At 70.8% G+C, this 17,198-nt stretch carries 17 protein-coding genes; 12 read left to right on the plus strand and 5 right to left on the minus strand.

Annotated elements, in window-relative coordinates; all coding sequences use genetic code 11:
* The first annotated feature begins 267 nt into the window (after positions 1 to 267).
* A complete protein-coding gene (locus ACIBA9_RS21995) occupies positions 268 to 1,842 on the plus strand; it encodes a phytoene desaturase family protein (protein ID WP_399365333.1) in 1,575 nt (524 codons plus the stop codon).
* 414 nt (positions 1,843 to 2,256) lie between these two features.
* On the opposite strand, the gene ACIBA9_RS22000 is transcribed toward ACIBA9_RS21995, so the two are convergent.
* Complete coding sequence (locus tag ACIBA9_RS22000) at positions 2,257 to 3,378, minus strand: FAD-dependent oxidoreductase (RefSeq protein WP_399365335.1); 1,122 nt, start codon at positions 3,376 to 3,378, stop codon at positions 2,257 to 2,259.
* A gap of 53 nt (positions 3,379 to 3,431) precedes the next feature.
* Here ACIBA9_RS22000 and ACIBA9_RS22005 point away from each other — a divergent pair, with 53 nt between their 5' ends.
* Positions 3,432 to 4,124 (plus strand): TetR/AcrR family transcriptional regulator C-terminal domain-containing protein, encoded by a 693-nt coding sequence (locus ACIBA9_RS22005; RefSeq protein WP_399365337.1) that lies wholly within the window; start codon positions 3,432 to 3,434, stop codon positions 4,122 to 4,124.
* Positions 4,125 to 4,290: 166 nt separating this feature from the next.
* Here ACIBA9_RS22005 and ACIBA9_RS22010 read toward each other — a convergent pair whose 3' ends face one another.
* Positions 4,291 to 5,001, minus strand: coding sequence for an SDR family NAD(P)-dependent oxidoreductase (locus tag ACIBA9_RS22010; RefSeq protein WP_399365339.1), 711 nt, complete (start codon positions 4,999 to 5,001; stop codon positions 4,291 to 4,293).
* A 783-nt stretch (positions 5,002 to 5,784) separates the two neighbouring features.
* Between ACIBA9_RS22010 and ACIBA9_RS22015 the strand changes: the two genes are divergently transcribed.
* The 9 genes from ACIBA9_RS22015 (at position 5,785) to ACIBA9_RS22055 (ending at position 13,982) form a co-directional block, all read left to right on the plus strand.
* Positions 5,785 to 6,303: a transglycosylase SLT domain-containing protein gene (locus ACIBA9_RS22015; RefSeq protein WP_399365341.1), complete on the plus strand. Its 519-nt coding sequence runs from the start codon at positions 5,785 to 5,787 to the stop codon at positions 6,301 to 6,303.
* A 983-nt stretch (positions 6,304 to 7,286) separates the two neighbouring features.
* Positions 7,287 to 7,658, plus strand: coding sequence for a BlaI/MecI/CopY family transcriptional regulator (locus tag ACIBA9_RS22020; protein ID WP_362163380.1), 372 nt, complete (start codon positions 7,287 to 7,289; stop codon positions 7,656 to 7,658).
* Positions 7,655 to 8,596, plus strand: coding sequence for a M56 family metallopeptidase (locus ACIBA9_RS22025; RefSeq protein ID WP_399365344.1), 942 nt, complete (start codon positions 7,655 to 7,657; stop codon positions 8,594 to 8,596). The genes ACIBA9_RS22020 and ACIBA9_RS22025 overlap by 4 nt, the downstream gene beginning before the upstream one ends.
* A 313-nt stretch (positions 8,597 to 8,909) precedes the next feature.
* Positions 8,910 to 9,743 carry a hypothetical protein gene (locus ACIBA9_RS22030; RefSeq protein ID WP_399365346.1) on the plus strand — a complete coding sequence of 278 codons (834 nt, stop codon included), beginning with the start codon at positions 8,910 to 8,912 and terminating at the stop codon, positions 9,741 to 9,743.
* 266 nt (positions 9,744 to 10,009) lie between these two features.
* Positions 10,010 to 10,678: a DedA family protein gene (locus tag ACIBA9_RS22035; RefSeq protein ID WP_399365348.1), complete on the plus strand. Its 669-nt coding sequence runs from the start codon at positions 10,010 to 10,012 to the stop codon at positions 10,676 to 10,678.
* Positions 10,675 to 11,280, plus strand: coding sequence for a phosphatase PAP2 family protein (locus ACIBA9_RS22040; protein WP_399365350.1), 606 nt, complete (start codon positions 10,675 to 10,677; stop codon positions 11,278 to 11,280). The genes ACIBA9_RS22035 and ACIBA9_RS22040 overlap by 4 nt, the downstream gene beginning before the upstream one ends.
* The gene (locus ACIBA9_RS22045; RefSeq protein WP_399365352.1) at positions 11,277 to 11,984 is read left to right on the plus strand and encodes a phosphatase PAP2 family protein; all 708 of its coding nucleotides are present in this window, start codon (positions 11,277 to 11,279) and stop codon (positions 11,982 to 11,984) included. Before ACIBA9_RS22040 ends, ACIBA9_RS22045 begins: the two co-directional genes overlap by 4 nt.
* Positions 11,959 to 12,621, plus strand: a complete 663-nt coding sequence (locus tag ACIBA9_RS22050) for a response regulator transcription factor (protein WP_399365354.1) — start codon at positions 11,959 to 11,961, stop codon at positions 12,619 to 12,621. Before ACIBA9_RS22045 ends, ACIBA9_RS22050 begins: the two co-directional genes overlap by 26 nt.
* On the plus strand, positions 12,618 to 13,982 hold the full coding sequence (locus ACIBA9_RS22055) for a sensor histidine kinase (RefSeq protein WP_399365356.1): 1,365 nt from the start codon (positions 12,618 to 12,620) through the stop codon (positions 13,980 to 13,982). Before ACIBA9_RS22050 ends, ACIBA9_RS22055 begins: the two co-directional genes overlap by 4 nt.
* On the opposite strand, the gene ACIBA9_RS22060 is transcribed toward ACIBA9_RS22055, so the two are convergent.
* On the minus strand, positions 13,963 to 14,862 hold the full coding sequence (locus ACIBA9_RS22060) for a hypothetical protein (RefSeq protein ID WP_399365358.1): 900 nt from the start codon (positions 14,860 to 14,862) through the stop codon (positions 13,963 to 13,965). The two genes, ACIBA9_RS22055 and ACIBA9_RS22060, sit on opposite strands and share 20 nt — an antisense overlap.
* 247 nt (positions 14,863 to 15,109) lie before the next feature.
* Positions 15,110 to 15,352 (minus strand): hypothetical protein, encoded by a 243-nt coding sequence (locus ACIBA9_RS22065; RefSeq protein ID WP_399365360.1) that lies wholly within the window; start codon positions 15,350 to 15,352, stop codon positions 15,110 to 15,112.
* A gap of 217 nt (positions 15,353 to 15,569) precedes the next feature.
* On the opposite strand from ACIBA9_RS22065, the gene ACIBA9_RS22070 reads away from it, so the two are divergent.
* Positions 15,570 to 16,439 (plus strand): LLM class F420-dependent oxidoreductase, encoded by an 870-nt coding sequence (locus tag ACIBA9_RS22070; protein ID WP_399365362.1) that lies wholly within the window; start codon positions 15,570 to 15,572, stop codon positions 16,437 to 16,439.
* Between the two features lie 43 nt (positions 16,440 to 16,482).
* Here the strand turns inward: ACIBA9_RS22070 and ACIBA9_RS22075 are convergent, their stop codons facing one another.
* Entirely contained in the window at positions 16,483 to 17,145 is a 663-nt protein-coding gene (locus ACIBA9_RS22075; RefSeq protein ID WP_399365364.1) for a CatB-related O-acetyltransferase, read from the minus strand.
* Positions 17,146 to 17,198: the final 53 nt, after the last annotated feature.

Genomic DNA, 17,198 nt, shown 5'->3' on the forward strand with positions numbered 1-17,198 from the left:
GGAGGTGCGTACGGCGGAATCCAGGAAAACGATACTGACTGCCCGATCAGCAAGTCGTGACCGACATGACTCGTCCACACCTTTCGTACCGGACCTGCTTCACAGGAGAAATAGGCGCCACGAGCTGCTAGTTCACGGCGAGGGCCGTAATCGGGTCGATGCTCCCCATGGGTCCGGCACTGCTTCCCGACTCAGTGACATGAGCGGAATGGGCCCTGCCGCGCAGAAACTCTTGCGGCGGTCGACAACCGCGTGTTACCAAGAGTCATGTCTGCTCCCGCCGCATTCGCCCAGGACGTCTACGACGTCGTCATCGTCGGTGGTGGTCACAACGGCCTGGTCGCCGCCGCCTACCTGGCCCGCGCCGGACGCTCCGTCCTCGTCCTGGAGCGTCTCGGCACCACCGGCGGAGCCGCCGTCTCCACCCAGGCCTTCGCCGGAGTGGACGCGCGTCTGTCGCGGTACTCCTACCTCGTCTCCCTGCTTCCGTCCAAGATCGTCGACGACCTCGCACTGAACTTCGCGGTGCGCAAGCGCTCCGTGGCCTCCTACACGCCCACGACGCGCGACGGCAGGGCCACCGGCCTCTTCGTCGGCGGCGGCGAGGACCGAACCCGGGACTCCTTCCGGGCCCTGACCGGCTCCGACGCCGAATACCGGGCGTGGAGGGACTTCTACGCCATGACCGCGAAGGTGGGTCGCGGTGTCTTCCCCACGCTCACCGAGCCGCTGCCCACGCGCGCGCAACTGCGGGAGCGGATCGGGGACGACACCGCCTGGCACACGCTCTTCGAGCAGCCACTCGGCGTGGCGATCGAAGAGCGCTTCCGTGACGACCTGGTTCGCGGTGTCGTACTGACCGACGCCCTCATCGGCACCTTCAGCGACGCGCACGACGCGTCCCTCGCCCAGAACATCTGCTTCCTCTACCACGTGATCGGCGGCGGCACCGGTGACTGGGACGTGCCGATCGGCGGCATGGGAGCCTTCACCGACGCGTTGGCCGCGGCGGCCCGCACGGCCGGCGCCGAGATCGTCACCGGTCACGAGGCCCTGCGTATCGAACCCGACGAGCCGCACTCCGTGGTGAGCTACCGCACCGGCGACCGGGAGGGCACGGTGGCGGCCCGCAAGGTGCTGGTCAACGCCTCACCCGAGGTCCTGGCCGACCTCCTGGGCGAGCAGGGCGCCGAACCGGCCGAGGGCGCCCAGATCAAGGTCAACATGCTGCTGCGCCGGCTGCCCCGGCTACGGGACACCTCGATCGACCCGCGCGAGGCCTTCGCCGGTACCTTCCACATCGCCGAGGGCTACGGACAACTGGCCACCGCCTACCAGGAGGCAGCGGACGGAACCCTGCCGTCGACGCCGCCCTCTGAGCTCTACTGCCACTCGCTCACCGACCCGACGATCCTCGGGCCGGAGCTGGCCGAACGTGGCTACCAGACCCTGACGATGTTCGGCCTGCACGCCCCGGCCCGCCTGTTCACCGAGGACAACGAAGGCGCCCGCGCCGCGCTCCTCAAGGCCGCCCTGGACCAGCTCGACGCCGTCCTCGCCGAACCGATCGCCGACTGCCTCGCGCTGGACGAGGACGGCAGGCCGTGCATCGAGGCCAAGTCGCCGCTCGACCTGGAGAAGGAGCTGCGGCTTCCGCGGGGGAACATCTTCCACCGGCCGCTGTCCTTCCCGTTCGCCGACGAGGCACGGGGCACCGGACGCTGGGGTGTGGAGACCTCTCACGCCAACGTCCTGCTGTGCGGTGCGGGCGCGGTCCGCGGCGGCGGCGTCAGCGGCATTCCCGGCCACAACGCGGCCATGGCCGTCCTGGAGGACGGCTGAGCTCACGCCGACCGTAGGGTGCTTCCGGACCTTCGCCGACGTAGCCCTGCGAGACGTCGTCCCCCGATACTGGCTGTCTCACCAGCCAACAATGCGGTCAGCCCGGCCCATGGCGGGCAGGACGCGGTGGAGCGGGAGGGGCGGGGGCGCGCCCGCCACACGGGCGGGGATGCCCGGCCCGGACTTGCTGCCGAGCGCGGCGGGCGGCCAAGCCCTCCGGCGCGACACCGAGTTGGGCGGCCACGTGCCCGCGCACCCGGCGCGGCGCCTCTGCCTTCTCCAACGCGTCGCGACAGGCGGTCAGTTGTACCGCGAGGCCGCCAGGAAGAGGTGATGTGCCAGGCCGCCGCCCGCGTGTCCGGACAGCTGAACTCGCCGCGTGTCACGCCCTCTTGGTGCTGTCGCGCTTGGCGGTCAGGATGGCTGGACTTCGTCGAAGAGGGCGAGGGCTTCGGCTGGGTCCGGGCTCACGAGGCGTTCCAGACCGGCCAGCGTGATCTTCGCCCACCTGCCGGACCGTGCCCACATCCGTTCCTCGAAGGCGCGGACGGCCTCGTCCAGATCCCCCGGGCGGGTGGCGGTGGCGATGGACTCGGCGAGTTCGGCGCCTTCCAGCATCGCGAGGTTCGCGCCCGCTCCCAAGGGGGGCATCAGATGGGCGGCGTCGCCCAGAAGCGTCACCCCGGAGACGTGGGTCCAGGTGTGGGACTCGGGCAGGACGTAGAGGGGGCGGTGGGTGAAAGCAGTGCCGTGGCGGAGGAGGTCGAGGACGGGGGCGGCCCAGCCGTCGAACAGAGTCAGCAGGCTCGATCGCACTGCCTCGACGTCGGCCAGGTCCAGGTGTGTGTGCCAGTCCAGCGGCGCGCGGAACTGGGCGTACACCTTGGCATGGCCGCCGCTGTTGCGCTGGGCTACGAGAGCCCGGTTCACGCCGTACACGGCCAGGGAACCGTCGCCGATCAGTCGGGCGAGGCCAGGGTGGCGCGAGTCGACGTCGTCGAGGGAGGTCTCGACCGAGGTGACGCCGGTGTAGTGCGGCGTCACCGACGAGACCGCCGGGCGGACCCGGGACCAGGCGCCGTCCGCGCCGACCACGAGGTCGAACGCCTCCTGCCGCCCGTCCGCGAAATCGACCAGTACGCCGTCCCGGGCCCCCGGCACCACCTGCGTCACGCCCCGGCCCCACTGGACGTCGAGCGGGCCGAGCAGCAGGTCACGGAGTTGCCCGCGGTCGATCTCGGGATTGGCCCGGTCATCCGGGCGGGCTTGCCAGTCGCGCAGGACGGTCCCGTCCGTGTCCAGGATGCGCATGGCCTGCCCCTCGGGGCGAGACAGCGCCTGGAACTCCGCCAGCAGTCCCGCCTTGTCCAGGGCGAGTTGGCCCAGCCCTTCGTGCAGGTCCAGCGTGCCGCCCGGGGGGCGGGCGTCGGGGGCGGGATCACGTTCGAGGACGGCGACGCGGTGGCCATGGCGGTGCAGGACGCGGGCGAAGGTAAGGCCGGCAGGGCCGCTCCCGACGGCGATACGATGTCTCATGTCGATACACTGTATTTCTCCGATACGATGCATCGCAAGAGAACGGTGTGACCATGACTGTCTGGGACCGGCCTGAGCCGCCGACGCGCCCCGTGCCGCTCGACCGGGAGCGGATCGTCGCCACCGCCATCGCGCTGGCCGACGAGGGCGGGCTGGAGGCGGTGTCGTTGCGCAAGGTCGCCGCCCGGCTGAACGCAGGCCCGATGCGGCTGTACGGATACATCTCCACCAAGCAGGAGCTGTTCGACCTCATGGTGGACGAGGTCCACGCCGAGATCCTCCCCGAGGAGCGGCCCGGTGACTGGCGGGAGGCGCTGCGCACCCTCGCCCACCGCACCAGGCAGACCGCTCTCCGTCACGAATGGCTGGCCGACCTGTTCGGCGGCCGCCCGACCCTGGGCCCGAACGGTCTCGCCGTGACCGAGGCCAGGCTGGCCGCCCTCGACGGCCTCGCCGACATCGACACCGTCATGCGCGCCGTGGAGATCGTCAGCGCATACGTCACTGGCGCGATCAGGCGCGAGATCGCGAACCTGCGGGCCGAGTGCGCCACGGGCCTGTCCAAGCGTGACTGGCAGCGCGCTTCCGGCCCGCATGTGACGCGCATGTTGGCCACGGGCCGCTTCCCGACGCTGACCAAGGCCGTGTACGACGGCACGGATGTGGACGCCGAGACATCCTTCGCGACCGGCCTGGACTGGGTCCTCGACGCCGTGGCCGCCAAACTCGCCCGTCCGACGACGTGACGCTCGGCTTCTGTGGAATCCAGAACCCGACCTGGCTCGCTCCCGACGTTCGTGCGGAGAAGGCGGCCGACCCGTGACGCCTGTGCGCGGCTGGCGCGACCCCGCTCTGGCGGAAGGCGGCCCCCGCGGAAGGCGGCCCCCGCCGAGGACGGGATGCCGACGCGCGTTACCAGGGCATGGGACCGGTGGCGGAGAAGAAGCCTCCGGTGGGGCCGTCGGGGGCTGTCCGGGCCATGCGCACGATGATCTCGGCGCCCTGTTCGACGGTCTGGGTGCCGGCCTGCTGGTTGAGGTCTGTCGCGGTGTACCCGGGCTCGACCGCGTTGATCCGCATGGTGGGGAACGCCTCCGCGTACTTCACGGTGAGCATGTTGAGCGCGGCTTTCGAAGCGGGGTAGGCCACGCCCCGGTAGGCGCGTGCCGGGTCCCCCGGGGTGGCGGCCCTGGACAGTGAGGCTGTGCCACTACTGACGTTGACCACCACGGGGGCGGCCGAACGCTGAAGGAGCGGCAGGAAGGCATGCAGGACCCGCACGGTGCCGAAGACGTTCGTCTCGAATGTCTCGCGCATCACCTCGGCGGTCAGATCGGCGGCACCGACCACTACGGCGCCGTCGCTCATCTCCGCCTGCAGCGCGGCGTTGTTGACCAGCACGTCCAGCCCGCCGTCGGCTTCGAGGACCTTCACCGCCGCCCGCACGGACGCGTCGTCGGTGATGTCGAGGTGGAGCATGCGAGTACCCAGCTCTTCGGCCGCGCGGCGGCCCCGCTCGATGTCCCGGCTGCCGATGTAGACGGTGTGACCCGCGGCCACGAGCCGACGGGCGGTCTCGTAGCCGAGCCCCTTGTTCGCCCCGGTGATCAATGTCGTCGTCATGGTCCGAGACTAGGATTTCGAGCACGCTCGAAGCCAACGGGTTACCCCCGGCTGGCTCGACCTCAGCGCGGTCGCCGACGGCGGAGCGGGACCGGACTACGGACTGGCCGCGGCGCGTGACCAAGGGGGCCGAGCGGAAGGCCTCCGGCGACGCAAACGGTGCGGCTTCCACCATCCCGGTGCAGCCCTGGGCACGCGCACGGGCCTCCGGGAGTCGCAGAGGGGGAGTCGGGAGTAGGTGCCGTCCGGTACCAGGCAGAGAGGGTGTGCCGCCGTTCGACGTGCGGCAGGACCTGGCTCCCAACACCCAGCCCCACATTCCCCCCGGCCACCGGTATCGCTGGCCCGGAATGGATACCTTCGGTTACGGGTCGTAGCGACTGGTGATAGTCACGGGGTGCCTGTCCGGCTTGCATGGAGCCGGTGGGGAGCCGGTCGGAGGGCCGGTTTCTCCGAGAATCGGGTGATGCGGCCCATAGGGGCCATGTCACATCCTAAGTAGGGCCGTACGCAGGCATCGCGGCTAGCAGGCACGAAAGCCGCCGTATGTCTGATTTGAGCGTTTACTCCGGCGTCAGGTAGTACGTCACATTCTTGCCTTGCCGCCGATCGGCCCCTAACCATGTTGCTCGTTGCCGCAAGCCGCAGGGCCGACCGGGCGTTGATCGCCTGATCGTGCCTTCCGCGCCGTGCAGCGCAGGGCCTCACTCCGACGCCCTGAGGCCGCGACCGGTACGCCCGGCCGGCGCCTTCAAAGACGTCCTACAGGAGAGTTCCTTCCACATGACCGCGATCATCGCCACCCGTCGCCTTGCACGCCTGCGCTCCCTCGCCCTGACCGGTATCGCCACGACCGGCGCCGCGGCCGCGGCCCTCACCCTGATGCCGGCCTCCGCGCACGCTGCCGAGGCACCGCGAAGCGCCCACAGCGTCACGGCCACCTCGCGAGTCGGCCACACCGACCCCGGCACCGGCGGCAACGCGAACAACCTCGACGGCTGGATCAAGCAGTCCCTGGCCATCATGAAGGCCAAGGGCATCCCCGGCACCTACGAGGGGCTGCACCGCAACATCATGCGCGAGTCCAGCGGCAACCCCAACGCCCAGAACAACTGGGACGTCAACGCGCAGAAGGGCATCCCGTCCAAGGGCCTGCTGCAGGTGATCGACCCCACGTTCAACGCCTACCACGTCGCCGGGACCGCCCAGAGCTCCACCGACCCGGTCGCGAACATCACCGCCGCCGCCAACTACGCCGCGCACCGCTACGGTTCCATCGACAACGTCAACTCCGCTTACTGACCGACCCCTGTCCCGACGAGCCGGGCCGCGCTGTGACGATCCGCGCCCGGCGCCACCACCAAGGGACCGTGTCGGCACGCTCGTGAGCGAGCAGCTGTCGGACCTGTCGAACCACCGCGGGCACAGTCGCCGATTCCCCCGGCTCCGCTACGCACCCGGCCATCCCGGGCATGTCATGGCCGACCCTTCCAAGTGGTCGGCCGCGGCGGAGGTGAGCGGCCTGGCGGACACGTACCCGCCCGCACAAAGGCCGTCCTACGGCTCTACGACGGCAGCGGCCCCCCCCTTCTCCCCTCCTCACCCCGCCGAGGAGGCGGCCCCTCGAGGCCGCCCCCGCTGTGCCTGGACACAACACCATTCCCGCTCGCGGCCAACCATGGCGAGCCCCCGGCGACAGTGGCCGCCAGGCTGCCAGCCGCTCGGCACGCGCGCAGCAATTCCGCGCCGACGCACCGCCGTTGGCGAACGGTGCGTCTGGACTGTTCGCCGGGAACGAATAGTCCACTCTGGTGCTCGTTCCGTGTTCCGCTGGCCCTGGCGGCGGTGTTCGCCGGGGCGTGGTTGTCAGTCTGTCGGTGGGCGCCTCCCGGCCCCTCGGTACGCGACCCGGCCCGCCGGCCCGCGCGCCGCTCGCCGTCGCCCCGGCAGGGCATCATCTCCCGCCGGTGTGGGGCCACTTGGTCGCCCCGGGGGGAGCGTATGTGCGCCATGCCGCGGACCTCGCCTCCGCCGGTCCCCGGCACCGGTGGGGGCGCCGTCACCGGAGGCGGGCTGGCGTGATCACGTCCGTACGCGCTACCCGCTGATCGCACCGGGCATCGCGGCCACCCTGCCGGCTACCGCGTCGCATTCGACGGGTGCACACCAGGGCCACGGCCTGAGAGCCGGAGGCGGACACTCTGATCGGTGCGCCTACCCTGTGGACTACGGGACAGACCAGGTCTGTCCGGCGTGGGGAAGGTATCGGTAGGGAGGATGGGGTCATGACGGACAGCGCGAGTGAGCGTCGCTCTGCGGGCGAGCTGGAGTCCAGCGTTCTCACGGCGCTGTGGGCGGCCGGCGAGCCGCAGTCCGCCGCCCAGGTGCGGGCGGCGTTGCCGCACCCGCTGGCCCGTACCACCGTGGCGACCCTGCTCATTCGCCTGTACGAGAAGGGCGTGATCGGACGCCGGCCCGGCGGACGTGGCTTCCTCTATTTCCCGGTGGAGGACGCGCATGGGCTGACTGCTCGGCGCATGCACCGGGAACTCGACCAGGACGGCGACCGCAGCCTGGTCCTCGCCCGATTCATCGAGGGGCTCAGCGCGGCGGACGAGGCGGAACTGCGGCGCCTGCTGGAGGAGAACGGCCGATGATCGCCCTGCTGCTCGTTCCGCTCGCTCTGCCCTGGCTCCTGCCGCCGCTCGCCCGGCGTGCCATCGCCCGAGTGCACCCCGAGGCCGCGTTGTGGGCGATCGCCGGCTCCGCTGCCGTGCTGGCCATCGGGGTCGTGGCGTGCCTGGGCATACTGCTCCTGCCCGTGGCCCTGGCCGTCCCTCCGCTCGCCGCCCTCGCCCACCTCGTCGAACCGCTCCGGGCCGGCCCACGACTGCTGGTGCTGGCGGTTTCCGTGCTTGCCGCCGGGACCCTCACGGTCACCTGCGCCACCGTCGCCCGGCGCGTCTGGTCCGAGCTGCGGCGGCTGAGTGCCGCCCGCGGTGAGGTCGCACACCTTCCGCACGCCGGCGGGTTGTGCGTCCTCGACGACCCCCGTCCCGACGCCTACGCGCTGCCCGGCGGTCTGCGCGGCAAGGACCGCATCGTGGTCACCACCGGCATGCTGCGCGCTCTCGACGCGCGTGAGCGGGAGACCCTCCTGGCTCACGAACGCGCGCACCTCGCCGAGCGGCACCATCTCTTCCTCGCCGCCGCACAGCTCGCCGGCTGGTGCCATCCCGCGCTGGCCGCCGTCGTACCGCAGGTGTCCTTCGCGGCGGAACGGGCCGCGGACGAGGCCGCGGCGCGGGCCACGGGCGACCGGAAGCTCACCGCCCGGGCCGTCGGGCGGGCGGCGCTGGCCGCCACCCGGGGGCCGGGGCCGGGCCGGTTGCCCCTCGTCGCCGCCGGGGTGGGCACCGGTCCCGTACCGGCGAGGGTCAAAGCCATGCTCGCCCAGGCGCCCGTCCGGCGCGTCGCTCCCGTGCTGCTGGTCATGGTTCTGATGTGCTCGCTCGCCGCCGCGTCCTCCTGCGCGGGCGCCGTCCTGCTGCACCGGGGCGTCGAGGTGGCCCAGGGGGAGCAGACGTCCGGCTGAACCGGACCACGGCGAGTAAGGGACAGATCCGAGCCATCCGTGGTTCTCTACACGGGGGTGGGCTCCACGCCTCGGCACCGCGCGCGGCCTCATCGATCGCCTGTGTCTGCGACACGGAGCCGAGCAGCATGCGGAAGCCGAAGCGTCGCAGCCCGACTATCAGCAACCCAAGTGGCTTGACCAGGTCTTTTGCTCATACGTTCAGGTTGCGTTCAGGTCACCCGCGCGAAACTGAAACATGTGCTCCAGAAGCTTCCAAGCAATGGCAAAGGCGTCTTTGGTTCGAGGAGTCCGCCGTGTCATCGTGCGCTTCATGACAACAGAGCACCTCTTCGATGACCGCCCCCTTGCCTCCTTGCGCGCCATGGCAAACAAGGTGCCGGAAGTGACCGTCTACTTCTGGATCATCAAGGTGCTGACAACGGGAATGGGAGAGACCGCCTCTGACCTGCTGGCCCGGTTGCTCGGTCCGGTGCCGGCGGTCGCCGTCGGCGGGCTTGCCCTGGTCGCGTCGCTGGCCGCGCAGTTCGCCGTGCGCCGCTACATCGCCTGGGTGTACTGGACGGCCATCGTCATGGTCAGCGTTTTCGGCACGATGGCCGCCGACGTCCTGCACGTGGGCCTCGGCGTCCCTTACACCACGTCCACGCCGCTCTTCCTCATCGCGCTGGGCGCGGTGTTCGCCCTCTGGTACGCCAGTGAGCGGACCCTGTCCATCCACAGCGTCCGCACGCGGCGACGCGAGGCGTTCTACTGGGCCGCCGTCCTCGCCACCTTCGCGCTGGGTACGGCCGCCGGTGACCTGACCGCCACCACCGGCTTCGGCTATGCGGGCTCCATCGTCCTCTTCGCCGTCGCGATCTGTGTGCCGGCGGTCGCCCACCGGTTCGGCGCACTGAACGCCGTCACCGCCTTCTGGACCGCCTACGTCATCACCCGCCCCCTGGGCGCCTCCCTCGCCGACTGGATGGCGCTCGGCCACAGCCGGGGCGGGCTCGGACTGGGACTGGCTCCGGTCACCGCGGCCTGGACCGTCGCCATCGTCTGCTTCGTCGGCTTCCTGGCCGTCACCCATCGGGACGCGCCCGGGACCGTGGCGCCGCTCGACACGGCATCCGGCCGTCACCGGCAGGGTTCCAGCCGCTAGCGGCGCCCCCGCGAGGTGACGGGGCCCAGGCCGCGGGGTGCGTGGCCGGCCGTCCGGCCGAACGAGTGACAGGCGCACCAAATGGGGCCGGCTGCGGGGCGCACCCCGACGCATGAGGAAACCTGGGGTGACGTCCCGTCGGCCTGGGAACGCATTCGACGTGCCGATCGTCTACAGTTCAGTAGACGGTCTACCTCTTTGTAGACCGCCGGCGCTCCGCCCCGCCGCGCTGCTCCAGGTCGTCCCCCGGAAAGGGTCCCCACCGAATGACCGCACCGCTCCACCTGGCCTCGCAACTCGCCGTGAACGTGCTCGACGCCCAGTCCCTGCTGAGCGCCTTCGGCGTGCTGGGCGTCGGCGTGGTGCTGTTCGCCGAGACGGGCCTGCTCGTCGGCTTCTTCCTGCCGGGCGACTCCCTGCTGTTCACGGCGGGTCTGCTGTGCACGAACACAGCGGACAGAGCGGTGCACCTCTCGCTCGTGCCACTGCTCGCCGCCGCGGTCGTCGGTGCGCTGGCCGGGGCGCAGTGCGGCTACCTGATCGGTCGGCGGGGCGGCGGAGCGCTGCTCGCCCGCAGTCGTTCGCAGCGGCTGCACGAGGGCGCGAAGCGCGCGGAGGAGCTCCTGGAGCGCTACGGGTACGCGAAGGCGATCGTGCTGGCCCGGTTCATCCCGGTGGTGCGCACGGTTCTCAACCCGCTGGCCGGAGTGCTGGAAGTGCCCGTACGCACCTTTACGCTCTGGCAGGTGGTCGGCGGCCTCGTCTGGAGTGTCGGCGTCACCCTCGCGGGGTACGCACTGGGCTCCTCGATCCCGAACGTCGACCGGTACCTGCTGCCGCTGATCGCCCTCATCGTCGTCGTCTCGCTGATCCCCCTGCTGGCCGAGGTCCTGCGCGGCCGGCGAGGTGCCAAGGCGAGGGGGACCCAGCAGTGATCATCGCCTTCGACGGTTCCTCCATCGACGGGTCCGTGTACGAGGACGTGGTGAGCCGGGCCCAGAACGCGCCCGGCTGGCTGGACGACATGGTGTCGCTCTGGTCGACGTACGGACTCGCGGTGTTCGCCGTCCTCATGGTCATCGGCTGGTGGCGGGCCCGCCGGACGGGCGCCGCGCACGCGGTGACGGCGCTGGCGGTGCCGGTCGTCGTGATCGTCGCGTACGGCGTGGACATGGGCGTCAAATCGATCGTGCGCGAGGACCGGCCGTGCCAGAGCCTGCACGTGCGGACGCTGGAAGCGTGTCCGGCGCCCGGTGACTGGTCGTTCCCCAGCAATCACGCGGCCCTCGCGGTCGCCGCCGCCGTGGCGCTGGTGTTCGTCTCACGTCGGCTGGGTGCGGTCGCTGTCGTGGCCGCGCTCGCCATGGGCGTCTCCAGGGTGTGGGTCGGCGCACACTACCCACACGATGTCCTGGCCGGTGCGGCCGTCGGCGGGCTCGTGGCGCTGACCGCGATGCTCGTGCTGCGCCACCGGTCGGAGGTCGTGGCGCGGCGGCTCACGGCCGTCCGCCTGGGCGCCCTGCTGCTGGCCTCATGAACCGTCGCGATGTCACCGACGTCGCCGGGACCATCGCTCTCGGAGCATGGGGCGCGTTCGGAGTCCTGACCGCGGTCCTCGTCACCGGCGCCGGAAGACCACTGCGGCTGGACCACAACCTCCTCCTATGGTCGGCCGGTCACCGACCGCACGCGGCCGTGACCCTGGCGCGTGACGTGACCGCCACAGGGACCGGCGCCATCCCCTACGCGCTCGCCGTACTGGCCGGCCTCATAGTGGGGCGGTCGGCCCGGCACCGGCTGCTCGCCGCCGCGGTCTTCGCAGGTTGCCTCGCGGCGGGTCAGGCCCTGCGCTACGGGGTCATGGAGCTGGTGCGGCGCCCCCGGCCCCCAATGACGGACTGGGCCACACACGCGTCCGGCTGGGCGTTCCCCTCGGGGCACACCACCACGGGCGCCATCACCGCCGGGCTGCTGATCGCCGCCGTGACCCTGCGCGCTCCGCGCGGGGCGACAGCGCTGCGGCTGATCATCGGATGCTGGGGTGCGCTCGTCGGGTTGAGCCGGATCTACCTCGGAGTGCACTGGTTCACCGACGTCCTCGGGGGGTGGTTGTTCGCCGTCGGCTGGCTCGGGACATGCCTGTGGGTGACAGCCCGCCGGCTGCCCGGATCGTTCGTCACGGGCACGGCACCCGCACCAGGACGGAGGCAGGACCATGCGCCCCAAGATCCTGATCATTGAAGACGACCACGCACTGCGGGACGTACTGCGGCGTGGTCTGTCCGACGAGGGCTTCGACCCCGTCCTCGCCGCCGACGGCGCGACGGGACTTCGACTGGCCACCGCCGACATCTCGGCGGCGGTCCTCGATGTCGGCCTTCCCGACGCGGACGGACGGGACGTGTGCCAGGCGATGCGGGCCAACGGCTTCCCCGGCGCCGTGATCTTCCTGACCGCCCGTCACCGGATCGGCGACCGGCTGTCCGCGTTCTCCGCCGGCGCCGACGACTACCTGCCCAAGCCCTTCCACCTCGCCGAACTCACCGCCCGGCTGCGAGCGGTACTCAGAAGGGCGGCCGTACCACCCCCGGCCTCGGCCGGTGATCTCGTCCTCGACGCGGTGCACCACAGCGTCACCACGAATGGCACGCGCATCGCCCTGTCACCGACGGAATTCCGGCTGCTCGCCACCCTCGTCGCCGCCGACGGCACCATCGTGCCCCGCCGCGACCTGGCCCGGTCCGGCTGGCCCGAAGGCGCACAGGTCAGTGACAACACCCTGGACCAGTACCTGACCCGGCTGCGCCGCAAGCTACGCTACGCGGGCAGCGGCCTGACGATCGGCACGGTGCGCGGCGTGGGACATCGTCTGTCATGAGAGCTTTCTCGCGCCGCCTGGTGCCGCGCACGCTGCGCGGAAGACTCTCCCTGGTGGCTTCGACCACCGCCGCGCTCCTGATGACGATCCTGACCGTGGTGTTCAACGTCGCGGTGAACCGGCATCTGCAGCATCAGGCGGACGACGAACTGCGCAATCGGGCAGCCGCGGTCGCTACCACCGTCGACACCGGTGGCCCCCGGACAAGGGTCGTGGAGACGGCCAACGACCACCTCCTCGACACCAACGTGTGGATCTACGCCCACGGACGCCTGCTGGAGAAGCCGCCCCCCACCGCCGGCAGCCCCCCGGCCCAGGCCGCCTACCGGCTGGCCGCGCGGCATGGACAAGGCTGCGCGACCATCAAGGGGCACGACCCCGTGCGCCTGTGCTCGCTGGCCGTGCCCGGCGCCCAGGGCGCCACCATCGTCACCGCCCTGGACCTCAGCCCCTACCGCAGCTCCGCCGACACGCTGCTCCTGGGATCGCTGGTCCTGGACGGCGTGATGCTCATGTGCACCTATGTGCTCACCCGTCTGTCCGTCGGCCGGGCACTGCGCCCGGTGCGGACGATGACCGACCAGGCCACCCAGTGGAGCGCCGTGGGCTCCGACGACCGCTTCGACACCGAAGGCCACCCGGTCGAACTCGCCCGGCTGGGCACCTCGTTGGACGTGCTCCTGGACCGCATACGGACCGTCCTGCGGCACGAACGACAGCTGACCGGGGAACTCTCCCACGAGCTGCGGACGCCGCTCACCAGGATCGTCATGGAACTGGACTGGCTGCGCTCCCGGCACCGCTCCGCCGACGAGGTCCATGCCGCCCATGAGGTGATAGCGGAGGCCGCCCAGTCGATGCGGACGATCTGCGACACGCTGCTCGACGACACCCGTGAGGGCACGCTCAAGCCGATGACAGCCCCCGGCACCGCCGACATCGAACCCGTCCTGAACGGCCTGCTCCAGCACCTCGACCCACCGGAGCGCGTCAAGGTCACCGTGGACAGCGCCGCCGCGGTGCTGTGCGCCGGGGTCGCTCCCGCCCTCCTGGAGCGGATCGTGAGCCCGTTGCTCGCCAATGCCGTCCGCTATGCCCGCTCCAGCATCATCCTGTCCGCGTGGCACACCCAGGGCACCGTGCACATCCACGTCGACGACGACGGCCCCGGGGTGCCGGAGTCGTTCGTCGGCGAGCTGTTCCAACCCGGGCGGCGCGCCGACGCGGGGGATGGGCACGACGGCGCGGGCCTGGGGCTGCCGCTCGCACGTCGTCTGGCCCGTGCGGTCGGCGGTGAGGTCTCCTACGACCCCGAGCACACGCCCGGGGCCAGATTCACGGTCACTCTGCCCGCCGGCTGACCTGTTCCCGCCCCACGTTCGGCGCCGCGAAACCCCTGCGCTCGCGTACGTGGGCGTAGGCCATCAGGCCGAACAGCACGGCCAGGAGCACTGCGGAGGAACCCGCGGTGCCAAGGTCCAGACCGCCCTTGGCGACCGGTTTGGTGAGGAAGTCGCCCGCGGTCGCACCGAGCGGACGAGTCAGGACGAAGGCGATCCAGAACAGCACCACGTTCGGTACCGCGGGCACCTTCATCAGCACCGCGAGCACGACGAGCACCCCGGTCACCAACAGCGCGCCCCCGGCGTAGCCGAGGCCGGAGCTGTCGGACAGGAAGTCCCCCATCGACGTGCCGAGAGTGTTGGACACCAGGATCGCGGCCCAGAACATGGCCTCGCCGCGGAAGCTGACGATGTCACGGATCTGGAAGGTCAGCCCGCTCAGCTTCCAGACGACGAAGATCGACAGGAGGATCGAGACCAGGATCGCCGCGCCGACCGGATAGCCCAGGCCGAGGCCCTGCGGGCCCCAACCGAGGGCCGTAGCCCCGCCCGAGAGGTACCTGGCGCTGGCGTCGCGGTTCATGAAGTCGGACATCGTGGTGCCGGCCATGCTGGTCGACAGGATCACGGTCCAGTAGAAGAACGGGTTGTAGCGCCTCGACCGCAGCTGGACCACCAAGGTCGCCACGAAGACGGCGAACAGAGCGATCGTGGTGAGGAAGTAACCGAGTTTCAGGGTCTGTGCGAAGAGGTCACCCGCCGTCTCGCCCAGAGTCGTCGCGGCGATCTTCATGATCCAGAAGATCAACGTGACCTCGGGCAGCTTCTTCATCACCGACCTGGTCGTACTCGACGTGCTCGCCATGTCGAGGTCGGTGAGAATCTCACGCTTCTCCATGTCAACGGCTCCTGTTAGGTCGAACAACTGAGCGCATCCTGGCTGCCCCGTGGCACCGCACGCCCCGGCCTGCCGCGCATTCCGTCCTGCGCGCCAATGAGGGGTGGCCCCGTCCAGGAGCACGTTCGAGGCAGACGGGCTCCACTCGACCGATCGCCGTGCGGCGCCCCCCGTCCCTGACCCGGTGGGCCAACGGCCTACCGGCCATCGACCGAGAGGCGGAGCACGCGATCTCCGCGCATGCCGGTTACTCGACGGCAGGGTCCTCCTGGGCGTGCCGGACGGCCGACTTCACAGCCTGCTCCACCTCGTACGGGCTGGACCCGGTGGCTGCGGCGTGCGCGGCGATGGCCGCCTGCACCGCCTCGAACGCATCACGCCAGCGGCTCAGCTGCTCGTCGAACGCCCCACCGGTCAGGCCCGCGAGCCGTGCGCGCTCTTCCTCGGTGGACCGCTCCAGCTTGATCAGCTCATCGGGGACCTTGGTCACGCACGGATCCTAGGCGGCAGAGTACGTGGGGAGGCGATCAGACCCACACCCCGTTCGGGTGAAGCAGCGCGAGGTTTCGCCCATACCGCCCTGACGGGCGGGGCACCGAGGCGTCGATCCTGCCCGTCCGGACGACATGCCTCGCGGCCTCCGCGCGCGGCGCGCCATGCCCGAGTGGCTCCACGCTGCGCGCTTAAGGTGACGCCGGAGGTGGACAATGCGAGTGGGGTTGCACGCGCTCGGCATCGGTGACGGCGCCCGTCCCGAGGTGATCCGTGCGGTCGCCACAGCCGCGGAGGCGCACGGCTTCGCGAGGCTCTGGTGCGGTGAGCACGTGGTGCTGGTGGACGCACCTGCCTCCCGCTACCCCTACTCCGCCGATGGCAGGATCGCCGTGCCCGCGGACGCGGACTGGCTGGACCCGCTGCTCGCCCTGACCTTCGCGGCGGCGGTCACCAGCCGGATCGAGCTCGCCACCGGCGTACTCCTGCTGCCGGAGCACAACCCGGTGCTGGTCGCCAAACAAGCGGCCACACTCGACGTGCTCTCCGCCGGGCGGTTCAGCGTCGGGATCGGGGTCGGCTGGTCCGCCGAGGAGTTCGCGGCGCTCGGAGTCCCCTTCGCCGCGCGCGGGCGCCGCACCGACGAGTACCTCGCCGCGATGCGCACCCTCTGGTCGCAGGACCCGGCCTCCTTCGCGGGGGAGTTCATCCGTTTCGACGCCATCCGGGTCAACCCGAAGCCGTTGCGCGGCGGTCGGCTTCCGGTGGTGGCCGGGGGCAACAGCGACGCCGCATTGCGCCGCGCGGCCACGCTCGCCGACGGCTGGTACGGCTTCAACGTCCCCGTCGGCGACGTCCCGTCGCGTATCGCAGTCCTCGCCGACGAGTGCGCCCGCCACGGTCGCGCGTTCGGCGAGCTCACGGTCGCCGTCGCGCTGAGCGACGGCAGCCCCGGGGACCTCCCCGCACTCGGCACGGCGGGCGTCACGGAAGTCGTCGTCGTGGGCGCGCCCCCGTCCACTCCCGACGCGGCGGCCACCTGGGTCGAGGAACTCGCCCGGACCTGGATTCGCCTGGAGGCGTGAACAGGGCCGGCCGGGTCACCAGTTGACGTGCCGCGTACGCGCCTCAGATGTGCGGAGTGTCCGGGGCGGCGGCTTCGAGATCGGCGACGCTGCCGGACATGAGGATGCGAAGGTGCTCGGTGATGTGCTCGACCGGCCAGTCCCACCAGGCAACCGCCAGCAGACGGGCGATGTCCCGGTCGTCATAGCGGGTACGGATGAGGCGGGCCGGATTGCCACCGACGATGCCGTAGTCGGGTACGTCGCCGGTGACCACGGCGCCGGAAGCGATGATCGCGCCGTGCCCGATCCGTACGCCGGGCATGATCGTCGTGCCGTGTCCGAACCAGACGTCGTTGCCGACGACGGTGTCTCCGCGGTTGGGCAGGTCGGTGAGCAGGTCGAAGTGCTCGGCCCAGGAGCCGCCCATGGTGGGGAAGGGAAAGGTCGAGGGGCCGTCCATGCGGTGGTTCGCGCCGTTCATGATGAACCGCACTCCCGTGCCCAGCGCGCAGAACTTGCCGATGACCAGCTTCTCCGGCCCGTAGTGGTAGAGCACGTTGCGGGTCTCGAAGGCCGTCGGGTCGTCCGGGTCGTCGTAGTAGGAGTAAGCCCCGACCTCGATGAGCGGGGACCGTACGAGCGGCTTGAGCAGCACCACCCGGGGCTGCTCGGGCATCGGATGGAGAATTGTCGGATCGGCCGGCACAGGCGTGGGCACAGGCATGGGCTTCCTCATCGCTGGCGGTTCCGTGTCCGGTCCATGATCACGGCACGGCA

Source organism: Streptomyces sp. NPDC051452 (genome assembly GCF_044454765.1).
GTDB lineage: Bacteria > Actinomycetota > Actinomycetes > Streptomycetales > Streptomycetaceae > Streptomyces.